This is a genomic window from Halorubrum sp. BV1 (genome assembly GCF_000746205.1).
Classification (GTDB): domain Archaea; phylum Halobacteriota; class Halobacteria; order Halobacteriales; family Haloferacaceae; genus Halorubrum.
This window is the reverse complement of sequence record NZ_JQKV01000002.1, coordinates 130,601-147,775: the sequence shown is the minus strand read 5'-3', so window position 1 is coordinate 147,775 and position 17,175 is coordinate 130,601. Positions and strand designations below refer to the sequence as shown.

The following is a 17,175-nucleotide window of genomic DNA, read 5'->3' as shown; positions in this document are numbered from 1 at the left end:
TCACGGTTTGTTCTGCGTCGTCAGTCGAACTTTCTCGCTCGTTGCGGACCGACCAGTGTGTTTTCTGTTCGGTCTCGATCCGCGATCGGCGTTCTCTGAGCCGGAGGCGCCGGATGTCCCCCGTCCGCGCTATTTCGACGATCGTTGAATGGGGGATTTATTATCGTCGAACCAGTTGTGTCGAGCAAGATGATGAAGACAGAACCAGCTCGCGCGGCTTCGGCACTCCCGACGGATCTGCAGTCCCCGCGCGCGAAGCTCGTGTATCTGTATCTGACGACGAACGGCGACGCGACGGTCTCTGAGATGGGCGACTCGCTCGGGATGAAGAAGCTCTCGTTATACAGCATCCTCAAGACCCTCCGACAGGAGGGGATGGTTGATTGCGACGGCGACACCTACGCGCTGAACTAACCCGGTCCGAGCGGCGTTTCTCGCTTTCCGACCGGCTCTCACCGCTTCCAGCGGAGCGTTTAGGAGGGCCGAGGACGCAGGACGGGCGTGGACGCGAACCAACAGGAGTTCCGAAACCCGTTCGGGATGGACGAGGCGTGCGAGAACTGTCCCGAGCTGTGCGACGCGCGCGACCGCGTCGTGCACGGGTACGGCGACGCGGGCGCGGAGTTCCTCGTGGTCGGCACGCGACCGACGGCGGCCGCCGAGGCCAACGGCGTCCCCTTCACCGGCGCTGGCGGCGGCGAGGTCGTCCAGTCTATCTTCGGCGATCTCGGATTCGTCCGTTCGCCGCCGGACGCGACCGAACCCGACGTGCAGAACGTCTTTTTCACGGCGCTTACGCGCTGTCACCATCCGGACCGCGAACCGAGCGATCGCGAGGTGGATACCTGTGAGCCGTTCTTGAACGCCGAGATTCGCATGATCAATCCGCAGATTATCGTTCCGGTTGGCGAGCGGACGCTGCGGGAGTTGGCCGTCGAGTACACGACTCGCCGACCGGACTCGTTCGACATCGAAGTCGAGCACGCGACGACGATCCGCGGTCGCGGCTTCGAGTTGGTGCCGATGAAAGAGCCGACAGAGATGAGCGACGACGAGGCCGACGCGTTCGAATCGCATCTGCGTCGGAACGTCCTCAGCCGCGACTATCGGCAGACGAAGGGGCGACAGAGCCGGTGAAAACCGATCGGGCAACGTCGCCGGTGACGACGAACCGAGCCCGTCTGCGACGACTCAGTCTCCGGTGTCTTCGGGGGTGAGATCGCCGAGGAGGCTGGTGGTCGCGTCGTCGCTGTCGGCTCCGAACGCGCAGTCGATGAGGATGTGCCCGCCGAGCAGCGCCGGAGAGATGACTTGGTCTGCTCCCGCCCGTCTGAGCTTGTTGACGTTCTCTCGCTGCGTCGCGGCTGCGACGATTCTGACCTCCGGATTGAGCTGTCGGGCGGTGAGGATGGCGAGCGCGTCGCGGGCGTCGTCCTCGGTGGCGACGACGACCGCGCGAGCGCCCGAGATGTTGATCCGTTCGAGGGGTTCGACGTCGCTCGGATCCGCGGTCAACACGGGGATGTCCCGGTCCGAGAGCCGCCGGGCCGCGGTCTCGTCCGTCGTCACCACTGCGTACTCGACGCCGCCGCGCTCGGTGAGTTCTTCGAGTATCGGTTCCGTCAGGTCCCCGTATCCTAACACGAGGACGTGGTCGTCGAGGAGGTCGATCTGTTTGTCAGTCATCTTTCCGAGTGCTTTGGAGAGTTGCGCCTCGATCGCGGGCGTGAGCAGGACACCGAGCGCCACCGCGAACGCGGCGACGTTCATCACGAGCGAGGAGAGCACGAACAGCTGTGCGATGTCGGATTCGGGGCCCGCGCCGGCGGGGTGCACGTCGCCGTAGCCGACCGTCGAAGCAGTGACGACGGTGAAGTAGAACGCGTCGACGATCGTCTCTATCCCCTCGAACTGGTCGCGCAGCGCGTACGATCCGACCGTTCCGTACGCGACGGCGCTCGCGAGCGCCGCGCCCGCGGCGAGTTGCGTCGGCGACGGGGAGTACGATCGATCGAACCGCCCGCGGTTTAACACGAGCGCCGGCACCGAGAGCACCGACAGGGCGACGAGCGGGAACGAGAGCACCGACGCCTGCATCAGTCCCTGAACCGCCGTCAAGGGGAGCAGCACCGCGGTCGAGTACCAGCCGACGCGGTAGCCGCTTCGGAGCGCGAACCCGCTGCCGAGCATCGCGAAGCCGGTGATGGTTCCGGTGAATCCGACGGTCTGGCGGATCACAGCAGGCACGGACATGGCGAGCGGCCCGTCGACGCCGAGGCCGCCGATCTGAGCGAGCCCGGCGAGGATGGAAAGCAGCGCGACCGCGAACGTCAGCGCGATCGACGCGCGCACGGTCACCCAGTCCCGGGTCAGCTCCATGTCCGCCCATCGCCGAGGCCGGACTTAAGCTTCGCGAGCCGTGCTCGTCGGGACGTCGTCGGGAACGTCCGAGCCGGGTCCACGCTCGACCCGCTCGCGGCGACACACGTTTAACGGCCGCGTCGGTTGGGTCGGTATGGCACTTCCCGTCGAGATCCTCTTCGGCATCTACCTCGGGGTCATCACGGGGATCGTCCCCGCGCTGGTGGCCGGCGCGCTCGGGTTCATCTTCAAGTACGTCACCGACGTGACGATTCCCGGGCTCGGGGTCGTCGTCCTCTCGCTGGCCATCGCCGGAATCAACGGGGGACTGCTCGCGCTCAACGACGAGACGATCCGCTCGTCGGAGCACGCGCCGGCGCTGCTCACGGCGATCGTCGTCGTGTTGATGATCTCCCTGTACGCCCACGCACAGGGCGACAAGCTCGGGGCCAGCGTCCCGAAGCGGATCTCTCTCAAGCAGCTCCGAGACAGGACGCTCTCCTCGGACGTGATCGAGCTGGTCGGCGGGCGCGGCCGGGTCACGGTCGAGATCGCAGGGGAGGTGAACGACATGGAAGGATACCCGTCGCTCCCGGCCGAGACTCGTCGCGAGATAGTCGAGGGCGAGTGGACGTTCCCCGCCGACCTCCCGCTCGTCGAGTTGGAAGACCGGCTCGCAGAGCGGCTCCGGACGGAGCTTCACCTCGCGGACGTGGCCGTTCGGATCGACGAGCAGGCGCGTGCGACGGTCGCCGCCGCGCCGCCGACCGGCGCGCTCTCGAAGCGGGTACCCGCTGGCAAACGCGCCGTGTCGGTTTCGGCGCTCGTCCCGACCGGGATCGCTCGTGGCGACCTCGTTCGTGTGGTCGCTCCCGACCTCACGGCCGAGGGAACGGTGTTGGCGGCGCGCTCCAGCGGGGCGGTGGACGCGGGAGCGTCGGCGAGTGTGACGGCCGCCGAATCGGACGCCGAGACCGGAGACGGCAGCGACGACGCGCGGACCGACGGGGGAGAAGCGGCCGCGGCGACCCCGGCTCCGGTTCCGGCGACCGCGCCGACGACGACCGGCGGGGAGGGACGCGTGACCGTCGCCGTCGACCGCTCGGTGGCGACGAAGCTCGTGGGCTCCGACCGGGGACGCGTGCTCGTGCTCTCTCGCGGCACGCGGCGGGAGTACGAACTGACGAGTCTCCTCCGCCGCGCGGGCAAGCGGTTCCGCAAGCTGTCCGTCGTCGCCGACGGCCCGCTCGACGGACACACGATCGGCGAACTCGAGATACGCGAGACGTACGGCGTGGCCGTCCTCGCGGCGCGGCACGGCTCGTGGACGGTCGCGCCGAGCGGGTCGCTGTTGCTGTCGGCCGGTGACGACCTGTTCGTCGTCGGGAGCCGCGACGCCATCGACGGGTTCGCGGAGGTCGCGCGATGAGCCACTCCGTCATCGTGCGGCTCGCAGTCCTCGTCGTCGACGGGCCAGCCATCGAGGTCGGGTTCGCCAGACCGCGACAGGCCGCCGTCGCGCTCGTCACGTTCGCGCTCCTCGCGGCTCTCGTCGCCGGCGCGGCCGCGTTGACGTATCGGTGGTACTTCCGCGACGCGATCCCCGAGGGCGTCGCCGCGCTTCTCGGCGTCGCCGTCGTGGCGCTGTACCTCAACACGACCTCGCTCGGGGCGATAGCAGCCGGAGAGAGCCCGGCGCTCTTCGAGCCGGAGAGCGCGTTCTTCAACGTCGTCGCGCTCGGCAGTGCGGCGGTCACCGCCCCGGTCGGTCGGTACGCGGGCGACCGGCTGGCAGTCGACGTGTTCGCGCTCTCGGGCGCGAGGCAGTTGGACGGCGAACTGAGCGGCGTGGTTCGGGCGGTCGGGCGGTTCACCGCCGTCACGCTGCCGGCGGCGGCCGACATCGATGACATCGACACGTACGACCCCGTCTCACCGGAAAAGAAGGACGAGTTGGCCGAGAAGACGCTGCTTTTCCCGAGGAAACTCCCCGTCGAGGCGCTCCGCGAGCGGCTCGTTTCCCGGATCAAAAGCGAGTACGGCGTCGGATACGTCGACGTCGACGTCGACGCGGACGGGACCGTCGAGTACTTCGCGGTCGGCTCTCGGGCCGCCGGGCTCGGTCCGACGCTCGCTCCCGGGTCTGCCGCGATCGCGATCGCGGCCGACCCGCCGAACAACGCCACGGCCGGCGACACGGTCCAGGTGTGGCGGACGGAACCGGAGCCGAAACGCCTCGCGACGGGAGAGTTACGCGGCGTCGCCGGCGACGTCGTGACGGTCGCGCTCGACGAATCCGACGCGGAGGCGCTGACCGCAGAGAGCGGGTACCGGCTCGTGACGCTCCCCGCGGAGCCGCAGGCGGACCGCGAGTTCGCGTCGCTGCTGCGGAGCGCAGACGAGACGATGGCCGCGGTCACCGTCGCGGCCGGGAGCCCCCTCGCCGGCCGCACCGTTGGTGACGTCGAGACGGTCGTCGCCGCGGTCCGGCCGTCCGGTGAGACCGTCCAGCCGATCCCGCCCCGGTCGTACGCCTTCACCGCCGGAGACCAAGTGTACCTCGTCGGTCGTCCGGACGCGCTTCGCCGGATCGAAGCCGACGCGGCCGCCTCTGAAGACGCCGGCGGTACCGACGGCGATGTCGGCGCTGGCGCTGGCGGCGACGGCCCCAACGACGTAGGCGGCGATGTCGGAATCGGTGGTGGCGACGACGATGTCGGAATCGGTGGTGGCGACGACGCTAGGACAGGTGACGAGACCGACACCGGCGCATCCGGAGACGGCCGAACCGACGACGGGACGCAACGCTCTTGAGGCGTCCGCACGCGGTGTCCGTATGGAGTGGAAGCTGTTCGCTGACCTCGCGGAGATCGCCGGTGATCGCGTGATCCCGGTGGACGCGACCGCGGGCGACACCGTCGGCGACGCGCTCGACGACTTACTCGACTCACATCCCGCGCTTCGAGAACGCGTGATCGAGGACGGCGCGGTCGCAGACCACATCAACGTCCTCCGGAACGGGCGGAGCGTCTATCACGACGACGGGCTCTCCACGACCCTCGAAGACGGCGACGAACTCGCGCTCTTTCCCCCCGTCAGCGGCGGCAACGCCGACTGACGAACCGGTCGTTTCAAACGGTCGCCCGACACAGTCTGACCCATGAGCGACAGCGACGCCGAGGGCGACGGGACAGACGGCAGCGCGGCGGACGACGACGCGCCGGCCGGTGGCGACCACGAGGATCCGCACCACGAGGATCCGCACCGCGAGGAGTTCCACGAGGACCCGGTCGGACACACCCGCGCGGCGGCGGGGATGACCGTCGGCGAACTCGTCGACGGATACGGCGACGCGGGGATCGGCGCGGCGTCGGTCAGCGAGGCCGGCGACGTGCTCGCGGAGATGCTCGATGACGACGACTGCACCGTGTTTCTCTCGCTCGCGGGCGCGATGGTCCCCGCAGGGATGCGTCGGATCGTCGCCGACCTGATCCGCGACGGCTACGTCGACGCGCTGGTGACGACGGGCGCGAACCTCACGCACGACGCCATCGAGGCGATCGGCGGGAAACACCACCACGGGCGCACCCACGACCCCGAGAAGACCGCTCGCGAACACGACGAGGGGCTCCGCGACGAGGGCGTCGACCGCATCTACAACGTCTACCTCCCGCAGGAGCATTTCGCGGCGTTCGAAGGCCACCTGCGCGAGGAGGTGTTCCCGGAGCTGGAGGGAGACGACGGGGGCGGAAGCGACGCGGTCTCAATCGCCGACCTCACGCGCGAGTTGGGACGCGCGAACGCCGCGGTCAACGAGCGCGACGACGTCGACGAGGGACCGGGCGTCGCCGCCGCCGCCTACGAGTGCGACGTGCCGATCTACTGTCCCGCCGTTCAGGACTCCGTGCTCGGGTTGCAGGCGTGGATGTACGCGCAGACCGCAGACTTCACGCTCGACGCCCTCGCCGACATGACGGAGCTGACCGACCTCGCGTTCGAGGCCGACGACGCCGGATGTCTGCTCGTCGGCGGCGGAGTCCCGAAGAACTTCACGCTCCAGACGATGCTCGTCACGCCGCGGGCGTACGACTACGCGGTCCAGATAACGATGGACCCGGAGGCGACGGGCGGGCTCTCGGGCGCGACGCTGGAGGAGGCCCGCTCGTGGGGGAAATTGGAGAAAGACGCCCGCAACGCCTCCGTGTACGGCGACGCGACGATCATGCTGCCGATGCTCGTCGCGGCCGCACGCGAACGGATCGAGTGACTGCTGGTCGCGAACGGATCGGGCGTCCGTCGCTCGCGCCGAGCACGGTGGAGGAGGGCACGCGCTTGGGGCCGTGTCGCGGTGCGCCCCCGTTCGCCAGCGGTTTTTTCCCCGTTCGGGGCGACCGGAGGGTATGAGCGATCCCGAAACCGACGCGTCCGAGACGGGAGACGGCGACCGCGGACCCACCGTCGTCCTCCTCGACGTGTTGCCCAACGGGCGGCCGGACGACGACCGTCCGGCACACCGGAAGTCACCGGTCGCGTACGGGCTCGAAGCGGAGGATTTCCGGTTGTACGAGCTCGCTCTGTCGGAATCGTCGGACGCCTCCGTGAGCGATCGGCTCGATCTCGACGGGCCGTCGGTCGGTCGCTACCGTGAGGTCGAGTTCGACGATCTCACCCGGAACGCGGCCGCCGAGATCGAGTACGCGGTAGACGACATCGTCGACGCCGACGAGCGCCGGTTCGTCGACTTCTACAACGAGGCCGGACCGATCACGCTCCGGCTCCACCGGCTCAACCTCCTTCCCGGGATCGGCAAGAAGCTGCGGAACAACATACTCGACGAGCGGAAACGCGGGCCGTTCGAGACGTTCGAGGAGGTTTCAGAGCGCGTCTCCGGACTGCACCGCCCACGAGAGGTGATAGTCGAGCGGATCGTCGAGGAGATCCGGGAGGACGACTTGAAATACCGCACGTTCGTCGGCACCGAGGAGTGAACCTGATCAGGATCGAGCCGCGGTGCCGATCCGACTGCGACTCGCGACGACGCCCCGACTGCGACACGAGACGACGCCCCGAAACGGGACTTTTACCCGGAGCGGCGGAGTAACGCGGCCATGACCGACACATCGGCGGGACCGGAGGGGACGTACGGGGACCGCGACCCCGACGCCCTCGCGCGTCGCGCCGGGGAGCGCGCGAACCCCGACCGCGACCAGCATTTTCTCGTCGACGACCGCGTCCTCGACCGGATCCCCGGGTACCTCCCGGACGACGCCGACACGGATCACCTTCTGGAGATCGGCGGCGGCGCGGGCGCGCTCACCGACCGCCTGCTGGCCGTGGTCGCTCGCCGCGGAAGCGACGGCGCAGATCCCGGGTTCCTCTCGGTGATCGAACGCGACGCGACCTTCGCCGACTTCCTCCGCGAGGAGTTCGCGGGAGCCGTCGACGGCGGGCTCCTCGACGTCGTCGAGGGCGACGCGCTTGACGTCGACCTTCCTCCCTTCACCGCCTGCGTCGCCAACTTGCCGTACGGCGTCTCCTCCGAGATCGCCTTCCGACTGCTCCCCGAGAAGAAGCCGCTCGTCCTGATGTTTCAGGCGGAGTTCGCTGACCGGATGGTCGCGTCGGCGGGCGAGTCGGCGTACGGTCGGCTCTCCGTGTCCGCACAGCACTACGCCGACGTAGAGATAACAGAGCGCGTCCCGAAGGAGGCGTTCGACCCCCAACCGGCCGTCGAGAGCGCCCTCGTTCGGTGTACGCCGCGAGATCCCGACTACGCCGTCGGCGACGAGGCGTTCTTCCTCCGGTTCGTGAAGGCGCTTTTCACCCAGCGGCGCAAGACGGTCCGGAACGCGATCCGAAACACCGGCCACATCTCCGGACTTGACGACCCCGAGGCCGTCGTCGACGCCGCCGAGGAGGATCTGCTCCGACGGCGACCCGGAAACGTGGAGCCGGCGGCGTTCGCGGCGCTGGCAGAGCTGGCCCGCGAACACGGGTCGCCGATGGAGGCGTAACCGGATGACGGTCGGCGTCTCCGGACTCGCGACCGACCCGCAGAGCGTCCTCGCGGGCAACGCCGAGCGGCTCGCGGTGTCGACGTTTATCGTTGCGGTCGTGCTCGCCGCGCGGTATCTCACCCGGCGGCTGAAGCGGCGTGACGACGAGCTGTCGTCGACTCGGCGGCTGCTGTTGTCGACGAGCGTCGCCGCCGTCACGGCCGCCGGCGCGATCGCGCTGATCGGGGTGTGGGACCGGAGCGGGGCGCTCCTCGAAGCCGTCCGGTCGGCGGCGATCGCAGACCAGCTATCGAACGTCGTGCTCGCGGTCGTGCTCCTCGCCATCGCGTACGCCGTCACGGACTTTCTCGGCGGCGTCATCCGCGAGGTCGCAGCCGAGAGCGCGTCGATCTCCGACCATCAGCAGGAGGTCATCCTCCGGCTCACGCAGCTTTCGGTGTACACGGCCGCGCTGCTCGTGGTCGTCGGGCTGTTCACCGACAACGTCGGCGGACTCCTCGTCGGCGCGGGATTCTTAGGAATCGTGGTCGGGATGGCGGCGCGACAGACCCTCGGGGCGGTGCTGGCCGGGTTCGTGCTGATGTTCTCCCGGCCGTTCGAGGTCGGCGACTGGGTCGAGGTCGGCGACCACGAGGGCACCGTCACGGAGATATCGATCATGAGCACGCGACTCCGCTCGTTCGACGGCGAGATGGTCACGCTGCCGAACGACGACGTGCGCGCCGGCTCGATCGTCGACCGGTCGCGTCGGAACCGACTCCGGATCGAAATCGAGGTCGGCGTCGACTACGACACCGACATCGACCGGGCGGCGGAGCTACTCGAGGGCGCGGTCGCGGAGGTGGAAGGCGTCGCCGAGATGCCGGAGCCGAACGCCGTGACGAAACGATTCGCGGACTCCGCGGTCGTCCTCGGCCTCCGCTACTGGATCCGCAATCCGAGCATGCGGAAGCGCTGGCGCACGCAGACCGCCGCGATGAGCGCGATGAAGGCCGCCTTAGAGGCGGAGGGGGTCGTGATCCCCTTCCCGCAGCAGACGCTCTCCGCGCGCGCCGAGGGCGCGACCGGGCCGCAGCTCGACGCCTCGGTCGAAGGGCGGGCGTCGGTGCGGGACGGCGACGGTGCGAGCGACTCGGGCGGCACGGCCGAGGGCGACGGCGCGAGTGACGCGGGCGACGACGGGACCAACAGCTCGGGCGACGCGAACGTCGGTGCGGGCAACGACGGAGGGACAGGGCGGTGACCGACCTCGCCGAGCGGCGCGGGGTCGACGACGCCGTCGTCTACCAACCGGCCGAGGACTCGGGGCTGCTCGCCGAGGCGGCGCTCGCCGAGGCGCACGGTCGCGTGCTTGATGTGGGGACGGGATCGGGCTGGGTCGCGGCGCAGATCGCAGACGAGCACGACGGAGCGGTGGTCGGCAGCGACCTCAACCCACACGCCGCTCGGCAGGCCCGCGACCGGGGCGTCGAGGCGGTCGTCGCCGACCTCGTTTCGCCGTTTCGGACGGACGCGTTCGACACGGTGTGTTTCAACCCGCCGTACCTCCCGACCGACCCGGACAACGAGTGGGACGACTGGATGGAACACGCGCTCTCGGGCGGCGAGTCCGGCCGCGAACTCATCGAACCGTTCCTCGCCGACGTGGGTCGCGTGCTCGCGCCGGACGGCGTCGTCCTCCTCTTGGTCTCCTCGCTGACCGGCTACGACGAGGTGCTCTCGCTTGTCGAGGACGCGGGGTTCGAGCACGCCGTCGCAGTCGAGGAGTCGTTCCCGTTCGAGACGCTCACCGTGCTCGCGCTCCGCCGCCCGTAGAATAACTGTTGGACATGAAATGTATTAGCAAATATTATACGGCGGCATATCGAACCAACGGTGATGACCGAACGAGTCGCGGCCACGCCGGGATTGTATCCGCTCCCGGACTGGGCGAAAGAGACGCTCTCGGACCTCAAGGGCCACCAGAAGGGAGACCTGTTGAGCGGTGACGAGAGCGAGGCGATAGTCGAGCAGTACGACGAGGTGCGCGCGGAGTACGTCGATGATCAACTGGACGCTGGCCTCAGCCTGATATCGGAGGGGCAGAGCCGCTGGGACGACATGATCGCGCACCCGCTGACGGTTCACGACAGCGTTGAAACGGGCGGGATCGTCCGATACTACGACAACAACAACTTCTACCGCGACCCGCGCGTGGTCGCCGACCTCGGCTTCTCCGGCGATGTCGCCCGCGAACTAGAATCGACACAGGAGCTAGTCGCCGACGGCGCGGCCGACGCGTCGCTCGCGGCGACGCTCCCCGGCCCGTACTCGCTCGCTGCGCTCGCGACCGACGAACACTACGGCGACGAGGCCGACTTTCAGGCCGCGATCGCCGAGTTCCTCGCCGACGAGGTGGAGGCGTTCCCCGCTCACGACACGCTGTTCCTCCTCGAACCGTCGCTGGTGACGGAGCCGCCCGCCGAGGGCGACGAGTCGACCGCGACGGACGCGATTTCGACGGTCGCCGACGCGACCGACGCCGACGTCGTCGTCCAGACGTTCTACGGCGCGCTCGGCGAGAAGCTGTACGCGCACCTCGTCGACGAGGCGGGCGCGGACGCGCTCGGACTCGATCTTGTCGCCGGAGACCGCGACGACACCGTCTACAACGTCCAGGAGTTCGGCTCGACCGACTCGCTGTCGCTCGGGCTCGTCGACGGGCAGAACACGCTCGTCGAGGAGCCGGAGACAATCGCGGAACGCGTCGAGTGGTTCGAATCGCAGATCCCGGCCGAGGGGTTCGACCGGACGTACCTGACGCCGAACACAGAGCTGTTCTACCTGCCAGCCAACAAGTACCGCGAGAAGCTTTCTGCCCTCGCCGCCGCCGCGGAGGTGCTCGAATAATGGTCCGAAACCCGTCTGCAAACCGCGAACAGTTCCGACCGAACGACCACCCCAACGACGCGTTCCTCCTCTCCACCGTCGTCGGCTCCTATCCGAAGCCCAAGTGGCTGAACCGCGCGGACGAGCTCGTCTCCGACCCCGACTCGAAGTTCGACGAGGGCGACTTAGCGGAGGCACACGACGACGCCTGTCGGCTCATCACCCACGAGCACGAGCGCGCCGGGCTCGACACGGTCGTCGACGGAGAGATGCGCCGCAACGAGATGGTCGAGTTCTTCGCCGACCGCATCGACGGCTACGAGTTCAACGGCCCGGTGAAGGTGTGGGGCCACAACTACTTCGACAAACCGAGCGTCGTCGAGGAAGTCGAGTACGACGAGCCGTGGCTCGTCGACGAGTTCGAGTTTACCTCGAACGTCGCCGAGAAGCCGGTGAAAGTCCCGATCACAGGGCCGTACACCCTCGGATTCTGGGCGTTCAACGAGGCGTACCCCTCCACCGAGGAGCTCGTGTACGACCTGGCGGACCTGGTCAACGAGGAGGTCGAGAAGCTCGTCGAGGCCGGCGCGCGCTACATCCAGATCGACGAGCCCGCGCTGGCGACGACGCCGGAGGACCATGCCATCGTCGGCGAGGCGCTCGAACGCATCGTCTCGGGGATAGACGAGGAGGTCCGGATCGGCCTCCACGTCTGTTACGGCGATTACTCGCGTATCTACCCCGAAATCAACGACTACCCGATAGACGAGTTCGACGTGGAGCTGTGTAACGGCGGCTTCGAGCAGATCCCGACGTTCACCGACCCCGAGTTCGAGCCCGACCTCGCGCTCGGCGTCGTCGACGCCCACACCGCCGAAATCGAGCCCGTCGAGGAGATCAAAGCGAACATCCGGCAGGGCCTCCGCGTCGTCCCGCCGGAGAAGCTCACCATCTCGCCCGACTGCGGACTGAAGCTGCTCCCCCGCGAGATCGCCTACGGCAAGACCGAGAACATGGTCACGGCGGTCCGCGAGGTCGAAGCCGAGATCGACGCCGGCGAGATCGATCTCGACAATCCGCTCGCAGACGACTGAGGCGGCGACTCACTCGCGGTCGTCGACCGCGCCCCGCCGAGAGCGCTCTCGGCGACCGCGAGGGTCGTGACACCATTTATACAAACCCCTAGACCGCATCGCCGCTATGGACATCGGAATCACCGTCGGCGACGACCTCGACCGGCTCGCTGCGTCGTCCGATCGGTTCGACTTCTGTGAGCTCGGACTCGGCGAGCCGACCCTCGTACCAGAGGATGCGGATCCGGACCGGGTCGCCGACGCGCTCTGCGGCCGCGACCTGTGCGTTCACCTGCCGTACAGTCAGCGGCTCGCGAGCTACGCACCTGAGATCAACGACGCGATAGTCGCGTACCAGCGGCGGCTCTTGGACGGGGCCGGTGACCTCGGCGCGTCGAAGGCCGTCCTCCACGCCACGTCCGCCGACCGCGACGACGTGGAATTCCGCGAGGTCGCCGCCGATCAGCTCCGCCGTGTCGCCGACGCCGGCCGCGACGCCGGCGTCGAGGTCGTCGTCGAGAACGTCGGGCACCAACACGAGGGGCTCCAGCTGTCCGTGCTCGCGGAGATCGCCGAGGACGCCGACGTTCCTATCTGTTTCGATGTCGGCCACGCCTACATGGAGGGCGGAAACAAGGCGATCCAGCGATTCCTCCGTCGCCACGGCGACCGCGTCTCACACCTCCACTGCCACGACGTGCGCCGCCGCGGCGACACCCACCTTCCGGTCGGCGCGGGCGAGGTCGACTACGGCCATGTCGAGACGCATCTCCCGGAGTTCGACGGCACCGTCGCGCTGGAGGTGTTCACCGACGACGAGACGCTCCTCCTCGACTCCGCAGAGCGCGTCGCGAGCCGGCTCGGCGCGGAGTTTTAAGCTCCGAAGACGGTCTCGCGGTGCGCCCGAATCAGTCGGTCCCGCTCTCGTCCTCGCCGGTATTCCCGTCTGTCTCGGAAGCGCGGCCGCCTTCAACGTCGCCCTCGTCTCCCGATTCGTCTGCACCCTCGCCGTCCACCTGTCGTTTGATCGACTCCAGTTCGGACTCCACGTCGACTTCGGGGCCGGTCGACGCCTCTTCGGCCGTGCCGCGGTCGTCCACGTCCTCGCTCTCGGCGTCCGGGTCGGTCACGTCGATCTGGACCGGCTTCCCGGTGTCGCTCTCGGTGTCGCCCTCGCGCCGGTCCCTGCCGGTCGACGAACCGCGCTTCGCGTCGCCCTCGCGCCGGTCCCTGCCGGTCGACGAACCGCGCTTCGCGTCGGCCGCGCGTCGGTTCTCGTCGATCCGCGATTCGATCTCGGCGGTGAGGTCGCGGGCGTCGGCGATGATCGACTTCGAAGCTGCGTCCTCGGGGAGATCCGCCTCCGACAGCGCCGTTCGTAGCTCCGCGAGCGACCGCGAGAGTCCGGCGGTCGCCCCGTCGCGTACGGACGCGAGGCGGTCGCCGGTCGACGCGGCCCCCTCGGCGACGCTTCGCTCCGGATCGGCCAGCCGCAGGGTTCCCTGAAGCAGTTCCAGAGAGGTGATAGTCGTCTCCAGCAGGGCGATGACCGTCGGGATGGTGTACTGTTCGGTGAACCGCACGAGTTCTGACAGTCGGGGGGGACGCGGCGTTCCCGATGGTCCGCGCCGGTCGCGCTCGGTCTCGCGGAGGTCCCGACGGAGGTCGGACAGCACGTCCGCAAGCTCGTCAAGCCGGTCTTCAATGTCGTCGTCTCGGCGGTCGCGGGCACTCATACCCGCTCGTAGGCGGCGAATGACCAAAAACCCCGGCTGGGCGCGGAGCGCGGTCGGACGCGTATATAACCTTGCGTCGTGGCCGCGCTCTGTGCGCACGACCGCACGACCACTATACGAGCGAGGCCGCTACCGGCTGTCGTAATGGCAAACGCAGCGATAGTCGTCTTGGCTGGTACGGAAGGTCACGAGAGTCTCGGCCGCGTCGTGAACGCGCTTCAGGCCGCGACGGAGTTCGCCGAGAACGACGAGGACGAACTCGAACTGCTATTCGACGGCGCGGGAACGACGTGGATCCCGGAACTGGAAGACGAGTCTCACGACTACCACGCCCTCTATCGGTCGCTCCGAGACGAGGTGTCCGTCTGTGACTACTGTTCCGGCGCGTTCGGCGTCGAAGACGCCGTCGACGACGCCGGCGTGTCGATGCTCGACGACCACGACGGCCACCCGAGCATTCGGGACTTGGTCGACGAGGACTACGAGGTCATCACCTTCTGAGCGACCCGCCTGACGCTGAGGGCCGCCGGGATCAGTCGAAGCGACCCCGCCGGTACTGCACCGGCCACTCGACTTCCGCGCCGAGTTCGTGGGCCGCTTCGAGCGTCCAGTACGGGTGTCGGAGCAGCTCCCGACCGAGCGCGACGAGGTCGGCTCGGTCGTTTCGCACCACGGCGTCGGCGTGGGTCGGCTCGGTTATCCCTCCGACCGCGGCCACCGGCACGTCTGTCCCCTCGCGGATGGCCTCGGCGTAGGGGAGTTGGTAACCCGGACCGGTGTTCGGCAGCTCTTGGTCCGGGTGGATCCCGCCGCCGGAGACGTCGATGAGGTCCGCTCCCGCGTCGGCGAGCAGGGGTGCCAGCCGGACCGAGTCGTCGACGTCCCACGAGTCGCGCTCGTCGAGCCAGTCCGTCGCGGAGATCCGAACGAACACTGGCTTGTCGTCGGGCCAGACGTCGCGGACGGCCGAGACGACCTCCCGGACCAGTCGGGTTCGGTTCTCGAAGCTCCCGCCGTACTCGTCGTCGCGGTCGTTGGTGACCGGCGAGAGGAACTGGTGGACGAGGTACCCGTGTGCGGCGTGGACCTCGGCGATCTCGAAGCCGGCGTCGATCGACCGCGCGGCCGCGTCGGCGAACGCGTCGACCACGTCGGGGATCTCGTCGGTCGAGAGGCGGCGCGTCGCGGCCGGCTCGTTCGATTCGCTCTCGTCTCCGTCCGGGTACGGATCGTCGGTCGAGGAGACGGTCTCCCAGCCGTCCGCGTCGTCAGCCGGGATCGGCGTTCCTCCCTCCGAAGGGGGTCTGTGTGACGCCTTTCGCCCGGCGTGTGCCAACTGGATCCCCGGCGTCGCTCCCTGCGATCGGACGAACTCGACCGTCGGCGCGAGCGCCTCGGCGTGCTCGTCGGACCAGATCCCGAGGCAGCCCGGAGTGATCCGGCCCCGCTCCTCGACGGCGGTGGCCTCGGTCATCACGACGCCCGCCCCGCCGACGGCGCGGCTCCCTAGGTGAATCCGGTGCCAGTCGTTCGCGAACCCGTCGTCTGCGGAGTATTGGCACATCGGAGACATCATCACACGATTCCGGAATTCGGTCCCGCGCAGCGAAAACGGCGTAAAAAGCGACTGAGTCATGTCCGACTGAAGGGTCAGCGGCGGCTAATATGCTCCGATCACACCGGTGGATGGCTGCTTTCGAAGGAAAAAATGCGTGTCGACACACACCGCCCTGTCTTGAAACGCCGCTCTCCCACTTTAGGCTGACCGAAACCTATATGCCCGGGGGTCGCTGACAGACCGTCAATGAGCACTGGAGATCGGATCGGGCGCAGTGGCGACGGACCGGCCGACGAGCGACCGGTCGTCGCGGCGAGCCGCTCGTCTCCCGAGAGGACCGTCTTCACAGAGCAGGGAAACATCGACGCGTGGATCGCGACCGATCTGACGGTCGAACTCGAACGCTGACGGAACACGGCGAGAACTGACGTCCGGCTCGCTTCGCTCGCCGCTGCGCCTTTCTGAGTTCACGCTCTCGGTGAGTTCCCCCACTGCGTTCGAGAAATGCACCGGCCGAGACTCCCGTGAGTAATTCGAACGGGAGTACGGTCGGTGTACGACCCTAGAAGTACACCGGCTGAGATTTGAACTCTGAATCAGACGTGCTCGCTCACTGCGTTCGCTGTGCCCGACTGATAACGTTCGAACTCTCAGTGATTTCTCTCACTGCGTTCGAGAAATGCACCGGCCGAGATTTGAACTCGGGTTGCAACCATGGCAAGGTTGCGTGATACCACTACACTACCGGTGCGTGCTTCGCATTTACCGATTGGCTGGTGTGTTACTTAAACCTGTCACATTCGACCGACGGCGCGCGGTCACCGCTGACTGAGCGACGTCCCCGCACCCGATTCGCCGGTCAGTCTCCGCGGCTCGCGGCGATCTCCTCGCGGTGCGTGGCGACGAGGTCGGCGAAGGCCGCCGCCTCTGCGCGCTCTTGTGTCTCGTCTCCCCGGCGATCCCGAATGCGACGCTTGATCGTTCGCAGCGCGTCCGGTTTGCCGGAGGCGATCTCGGTGGCGACCGCGCGAGGGTCGTCGACGACGCGGGAGACAAGCCCGGCCTGACGCGCCTCCTCGGCGTCGAGGACGCGTCCGGACAGAGCGAACTCCAGCGCGTCACCCTCACGCATCACGCGCGGGAGCCGGACGGTCCCGCCCCACGCACCGAACAGCCCGAACGAGACCCCCGGTTCGCCGAAGGTCGCGTCCGGGGTCGCAACGCGGACGTCAGCCGCCAGTGCCATCTCGACGCCGCCGCCCCGAGCGGCTCCGTCGATACCGCAGACGACGACGGTGTCGGCGTCCGCGAGCGTCGATGCCGTCCGCTGGCCTCGACGAGCGAACTCGCTCGGATCGTCCAACCCGGCGACGGCGTCGAGGTCGGCTCCGGCACAGAAGGCGCGTCCCGCTCCCCGGAGGTACGTCACCGGCGTGTCGGCTGTTTCGACGGCGGCGCGGAGATCGTCGAGATCGTCCGGCCGCAACGCGTTCCGGCTGTCGGGACGGTCGAGCGTTACGGTGCGGATATCGTCGTCGTCTCGGACGCGGATCATGACCTCT

Annotated in this window: 19 protein-coding genes and 1 tRNA gene; 15 read left to right on the top strand and 5 right to left on the bottom strand. The window is 68.2% G+C overall.

Annotated features, from left to right (window positions below; all coding sequences use genetic code 11):
• The first annotated feature begins 189 nt into the window (after nucleotides 1-189).
• Together EP28_RS05230 and EP28_RS05225 are read left to right on the top strand one after the other, a co-directional pair.
• Nucleotides 190-414, top strand: coding sequence for a TrmB family transcriptional regulator (locus EP28_RS05230; protein ID WP_049982963.1), 225 nt, complete (start codon nucleotides 190-192; stop codon nucleotides 412-414).
• An 87-nt stretch (nucleotides 415-501) separates the two neighbouring features.
• The gene (locus tag EP28_RS05225) at nucleotides 502-1,137 is read left to right on the top strand and encodes a uracil-DNA glycosylase (RefSeq protein ID WP_049982962.1); all 636 of its coding nucleotides are present in this window, start codon (nucleotides 502-504) and stop codon (nucleotides 1,135-1,137) included.
• Between the two features lie 54 nt (nucleotides 1,138-1,191).
• Here the strand turns inward: EP28_RS05225 and EP28_RS05220 are convergent, their stop codons facing one another.
• A complete protein-coding gene (locus EP28_RS05220) occupies nucleotides 1,192-2,379 on the bottom strand; it encodes an NAD-binding protein (protein WP_049982961.1) in 1,188 nt (395 codons plus the stop codon).
• Nucleotides 2,380-2,515: 136 nt separating this feature from the next.
• Here EP28_RS05220 and EP28_RS05215 point away from each other — a divergent pair, with 136 nt between their 5' ends.
• From EP28_RS05215 to EP28_RS05165, 11 genes are all read left to right on the top strand, one after another.
• Complete coding sequence (locus EP28_RS05215) at nucleotides 2,516-3,790, top strand: potassium channel family protein (RefSeq protein ID WP_049982960.1); 1,275 nt, start codon at nucleotides 2,516-2,518, stop codon at nucleotides 3,788-3,790.
• Entirely contained in the window at nucleotides 3,787-5,175 is a 1,389-nt protein-coding gene (locus tag EP28_RS05210) for a cation:proton antiporter regulatory subunit (RefSeq protein ID WP_049982959.1), read from the top strand. Before EP28_RS05215 ends, EP28_RS05210 begins: the two co-directional genes overlap by 4 nt.
• A gap of 22 nt (nucleotides 5,176-5,197) precedes the next feature.
• Entirely contained in the window at nucleotides 5,198-5,479 is a 282-nt protein-coding gene (locus tag EP28_RS05205) for a ubiquitin-like small modifier protein 1 (RefSeq protein WP_049982958.1), read from the top strand.
• A 42-nt stretch (nucleotides 5,480-5,521) separates the two neighbouring features.
• Nucleotides 5,522-6,628, top strand: coding sequence for a deoxyhypusine synthase (locus EP28_RS05200; RefSeq protein ID WP_049982957.1), 1,107 nt, complete (start codon nucleotides 5,522-5,524; stop codon nucleotides 6,626-6,628).
• 133 nt (nucleotides 6,629-6,761) lie between these two features.
• On the top strand, nucleotides 6,762-7,349 hold the full coding sequence (locus EP28_RS05195; RefSeq protein ID WP_049982956.1) for a DUF655 domain-containing protein: 588 nt from the start codon (nucleotides 6,762-6,764) through the stop codon (nucleotides 7,347-7,349).
• A 120-nt stretch (nucleotides 7,350-7,469) separates the two neighbouring features.
• Nucleotides 7,470-8,375, top strand: coding sequence for a 16S ribosomal RNA methyltransferase A (locus EP28_RS05190; protein ID WP_049982955.1), 906 nt, complete (start codon nucleotides 7,470-7,472; stop codon nucleotides 8,373-8,375).
• A gap of 4 nt (nucleotides 8,376-8,379) precedes the next feature.
• A complete protein-coding gene (locus EP28_RS05185) occupies nucleotides 8,380-9,621 on the top strand; it encodes a mechanosensitive ion channel family protein (protein ID WP_049982954.1) in 1,242 nt (413 codons plus the stop codon).
• Entirely contained in the window at nucleotides 9,618-10,193 is a 576-nt protein-coding gene (locus EP28_RS05180; protein WP_049982953.1) for a HemK2/MTQ2 family protein methyltransferase, read from the top strand. The genes EP28_RS05185 and EP28_RS05180 overlap by 4 nt, the downstream gene beginning before the upstream one ends.
• A 63-nt stretch (nucleotides 10,194-10,256) precedes the next feature.
• The gene (locus EP28_RS05175; protein WP_049982952.1) at nucleotides 10,257-11,267 is read left to right on the top strand and encodes a 5-methyltetrahydropteroyltriglutamate--homocysteine methyltransferase; all 1,011 of its coding nucleotides are present in this window, start codon (nucleotides 10,257-10,259) and stop codon (nucleotides 11,265-11,267) included.
• The gene (locus EP28_RS05170) at nucleotides 11,267-12,340 is read left to right on the top strand and encodes a methionine synthase (RefSeq protein ID WP_049982951.1); all 1,074 of its coding nucleotides are present in this window, start codon (nucleotides 11,267-11,269) and stop codon (nucleotides 12,338-12,340) included. The genes EP28_RS05175 and EP28_RS05170 overlap by 1 nt, the downstream gene beginning before the upstream one ends.
• 106 nt (nucleotides 12,341-12,446) lie before the next feature.
• Nucleotides 12,447-13,196 carry a sugar phosphate isomerase/epimerase family protein gene (locus tag EP28_RS05165; protein WP_049982950.1) on the top strand — a complete coding sequence of 250 codons (750 nt, stop codon included), beginning with the start codon at nucleotides 12,447-12,449 and terminating at the stop codon, nucleotides 13,194-13,196.
• A gap of 31 nt (nucleotides 13,197-13,227) precedes the next feature.
• On the opposite strand, the gene EP28_RS05160 is transcribed toward EP28_RS05165, so the two are convergent.
• Nucleotides 13,228-14,055, bottom strand: coding sequence for a DUF7547 family protein (locus EP28_RS05160; RefSeq protein ID WP_049982949.1), 828 nt, complete (start codon nucleotides 14,053-14,055; stop codon nucleotides 13,228-13,230).
• Nucleotides 14,056-14,199: 144 nt separating this feature from the next.
• Here EP28_RS05160 and EP28_RS05155 point away from each other — a divergent pair, with 144 nt between their 5' ends.
• The gene (locus EP28_RS05155; protein ID WP_049982948.1) at nucleotides 14,200-14,556 is read left to right on the top strand and encodes a DsrE family protein; all 357 of its coding nucleotides are present in this window, start codon (nucleotides 14,200-14,202) and stop codon (nucleotides 14,554-14,556) included.
• 31 nt (nucleotides 14,557-14,587) lie between these two features.
• Here the strand turns inward: EP28_RS05155 and EP28_RS05150 are convergent, their stop codons facing one another.
• Nucleotides 14,588-15,691, bottom strand: coding sequence for an NADH:flavin oxidoreductase/NADH oxidase (locus EP28_RS05150; protein WP_049982947.1), 1,104 nt, complete (start codon nucleotides 15,689-15,691; stop codon nucleotides 14,588-14,590).
• Between the two features lie 168 nt (nucleotides 15,692-15,859).
• Between EP28_RS05150 and EP28_RS14370 the strand changes: the two genes are divergently transcribed.
• Nucleotides 15,860-16,021: a hypothetical protein gene (locus tag EP28_RS14370; protein WP_196219612.1), complete on the top strand. Its 162-nt coding sequence runs from the start codon at nucleotides 15,860-15,862 to the stop codon at nucleotides 16,019-16,021.
• 272 nt (nucleotides 16,022-16,293) lie between these two features.
• On the opposite strand, the gene EP28_RS05145 is transcribed toward EP28_RS14370, so the two are convergent.
• A tRNA-Gly gene (locus tag EP28_RS05145) sits at nucleotides 16,294-16,364 on the bottom strand.
• Between the two features lie 108 nt (nucleotides 16,365-16,472).
• Nucleotides 16,473-17,168 (bottom strand): enoyl-CoA hydratase/isomerase family protein, encoded by a 696-nt coding sequence (locus EP28_RS05140; RefSeq protein ID WP_049982946.1) that lies wholly within the window; start codon nucleotides 17,166-17,168, stop codon nucleotides 16,473-16,475.
• Nucleotides 17,169-17,175: the final 7 nt, after the last annotated feature.

Bases quoted from the DNA above. Each gene is read 5' to 3' on its own strand.
- EP28_RS05230 (WP_049982963.1), top strand. From the start codon at position 190: ATGATGAAGACAGAACCAGCTCGCGCGGCTTCGGCACTCCCGACGGAT.
- EP28_RS05220 (WP_049982961.1), bottom strand. From the start codon at position 2,379: ATGGAGCTGACCCGGGACTGGGTGACCGTGCGCGCGTCGATCGCGCTG.
- EP28_RS05215 (WP_049982960.1), top strand. From the start codon at position 2,516: ATGGCACTTCCCGTCGAGATCCTCTTCGGCATCTACCTCGGGGTCATC.
- EP28_RS05210 (WP_049982959.1), top strand. From the start codon at position 3,787: ATGAGCCACTCCGTCATCGTGCGGCTCGCAGTCCTCGTCGTCGACGGG.
- EP28_RS05205 (WP_049982958.1), top strand. From the start codon at position 5,198: ATGGAGTGGAAGCTGTTCGCTGACCTCGCGGAGATCGCCGGTGATCGC.
- EP28_RS05200 (WP_049982957.1), top strand. From the start codon at position 5,522: ATGAGCGACAGCGACGCCGAGGGCGACGGGACAGACGGCAGCGCGGCG.
- EP28_RS05195 (WP_049982956.1), top strand. From the start codon at position 6,762: ATGAGCGATCCCGAAACCGACGCGTCCGAGACGGGAGACGGCGACCGC.
- EP28_RS05190 (WP_049982955.1), top strand. From the start codon at position 7,470: ATGACCGACACATCGGCGGGACCGGAGGGGACGTACGGGGACCGCGAC.
- EP28_RS05185 (WP_049982954.1), top strand. From the start codon at position 8,380: ATGACGGTCGGCGTCTCCGGACTCGCGACCGACCCGCAGAGCGTCCTC.
- EP28_RS05175 (WP_049982952.1), top strand. From the start codon at position 10,257: ATGACCGAACGAGTCGCGGCCACGCCGGGATTGTATCCGCTCCCGGAC.
- EP28_RS05170 (WP_049982951.1), top strand. From the start codon at position 11,267: ATGGTCCGAAACCCGTCTGCAAACCGCGAACAGTTCCGACCGAACGAC.
- EP28_RS05165 (WP_049982950.1), top strand. From the start codon at position 12,447: ATGGACATCGGAATCACCGTCGGCGACGACCTCGACCGGCTCGCTGCG.
- EP28_RS05160 (WP_049982949.1), bottom strand. From the start codon at position 14,055: ATGAGTGCCCGCGACCGCCGAGACGACGACATTGAAGACCGGCTTGAC.
- EP28_RS05155 (WP_049982948.1), top strand. From the start codon at position 14,200: ATGGCAAACGCAGCGATAGTCGTCTTGGCTGGTACGGAAGGTCACGAG.
- EP28_RS05150 (WP_049982947.1), bottom strand. From the start codon at position 15,691: ATGACTCAGTCGCTTTTTACGCCGTTTTCGCTGCGCGGGACCGAATTC.
- EP28_RS14370 (WP_196219612.1), top strand. From the start codon at position 15,860: ATGAGCACTGGAGATCGGATCGGGCGCAGTGGCGACGGACCGGCCGAC.
- EP28_RS05140 (WP_049982946.1), bottom strand. From the start codon at position 17,168: ATGATCCGCGTCCGAGACGACGACGATATCCGCACCGTAACGCTCGAC.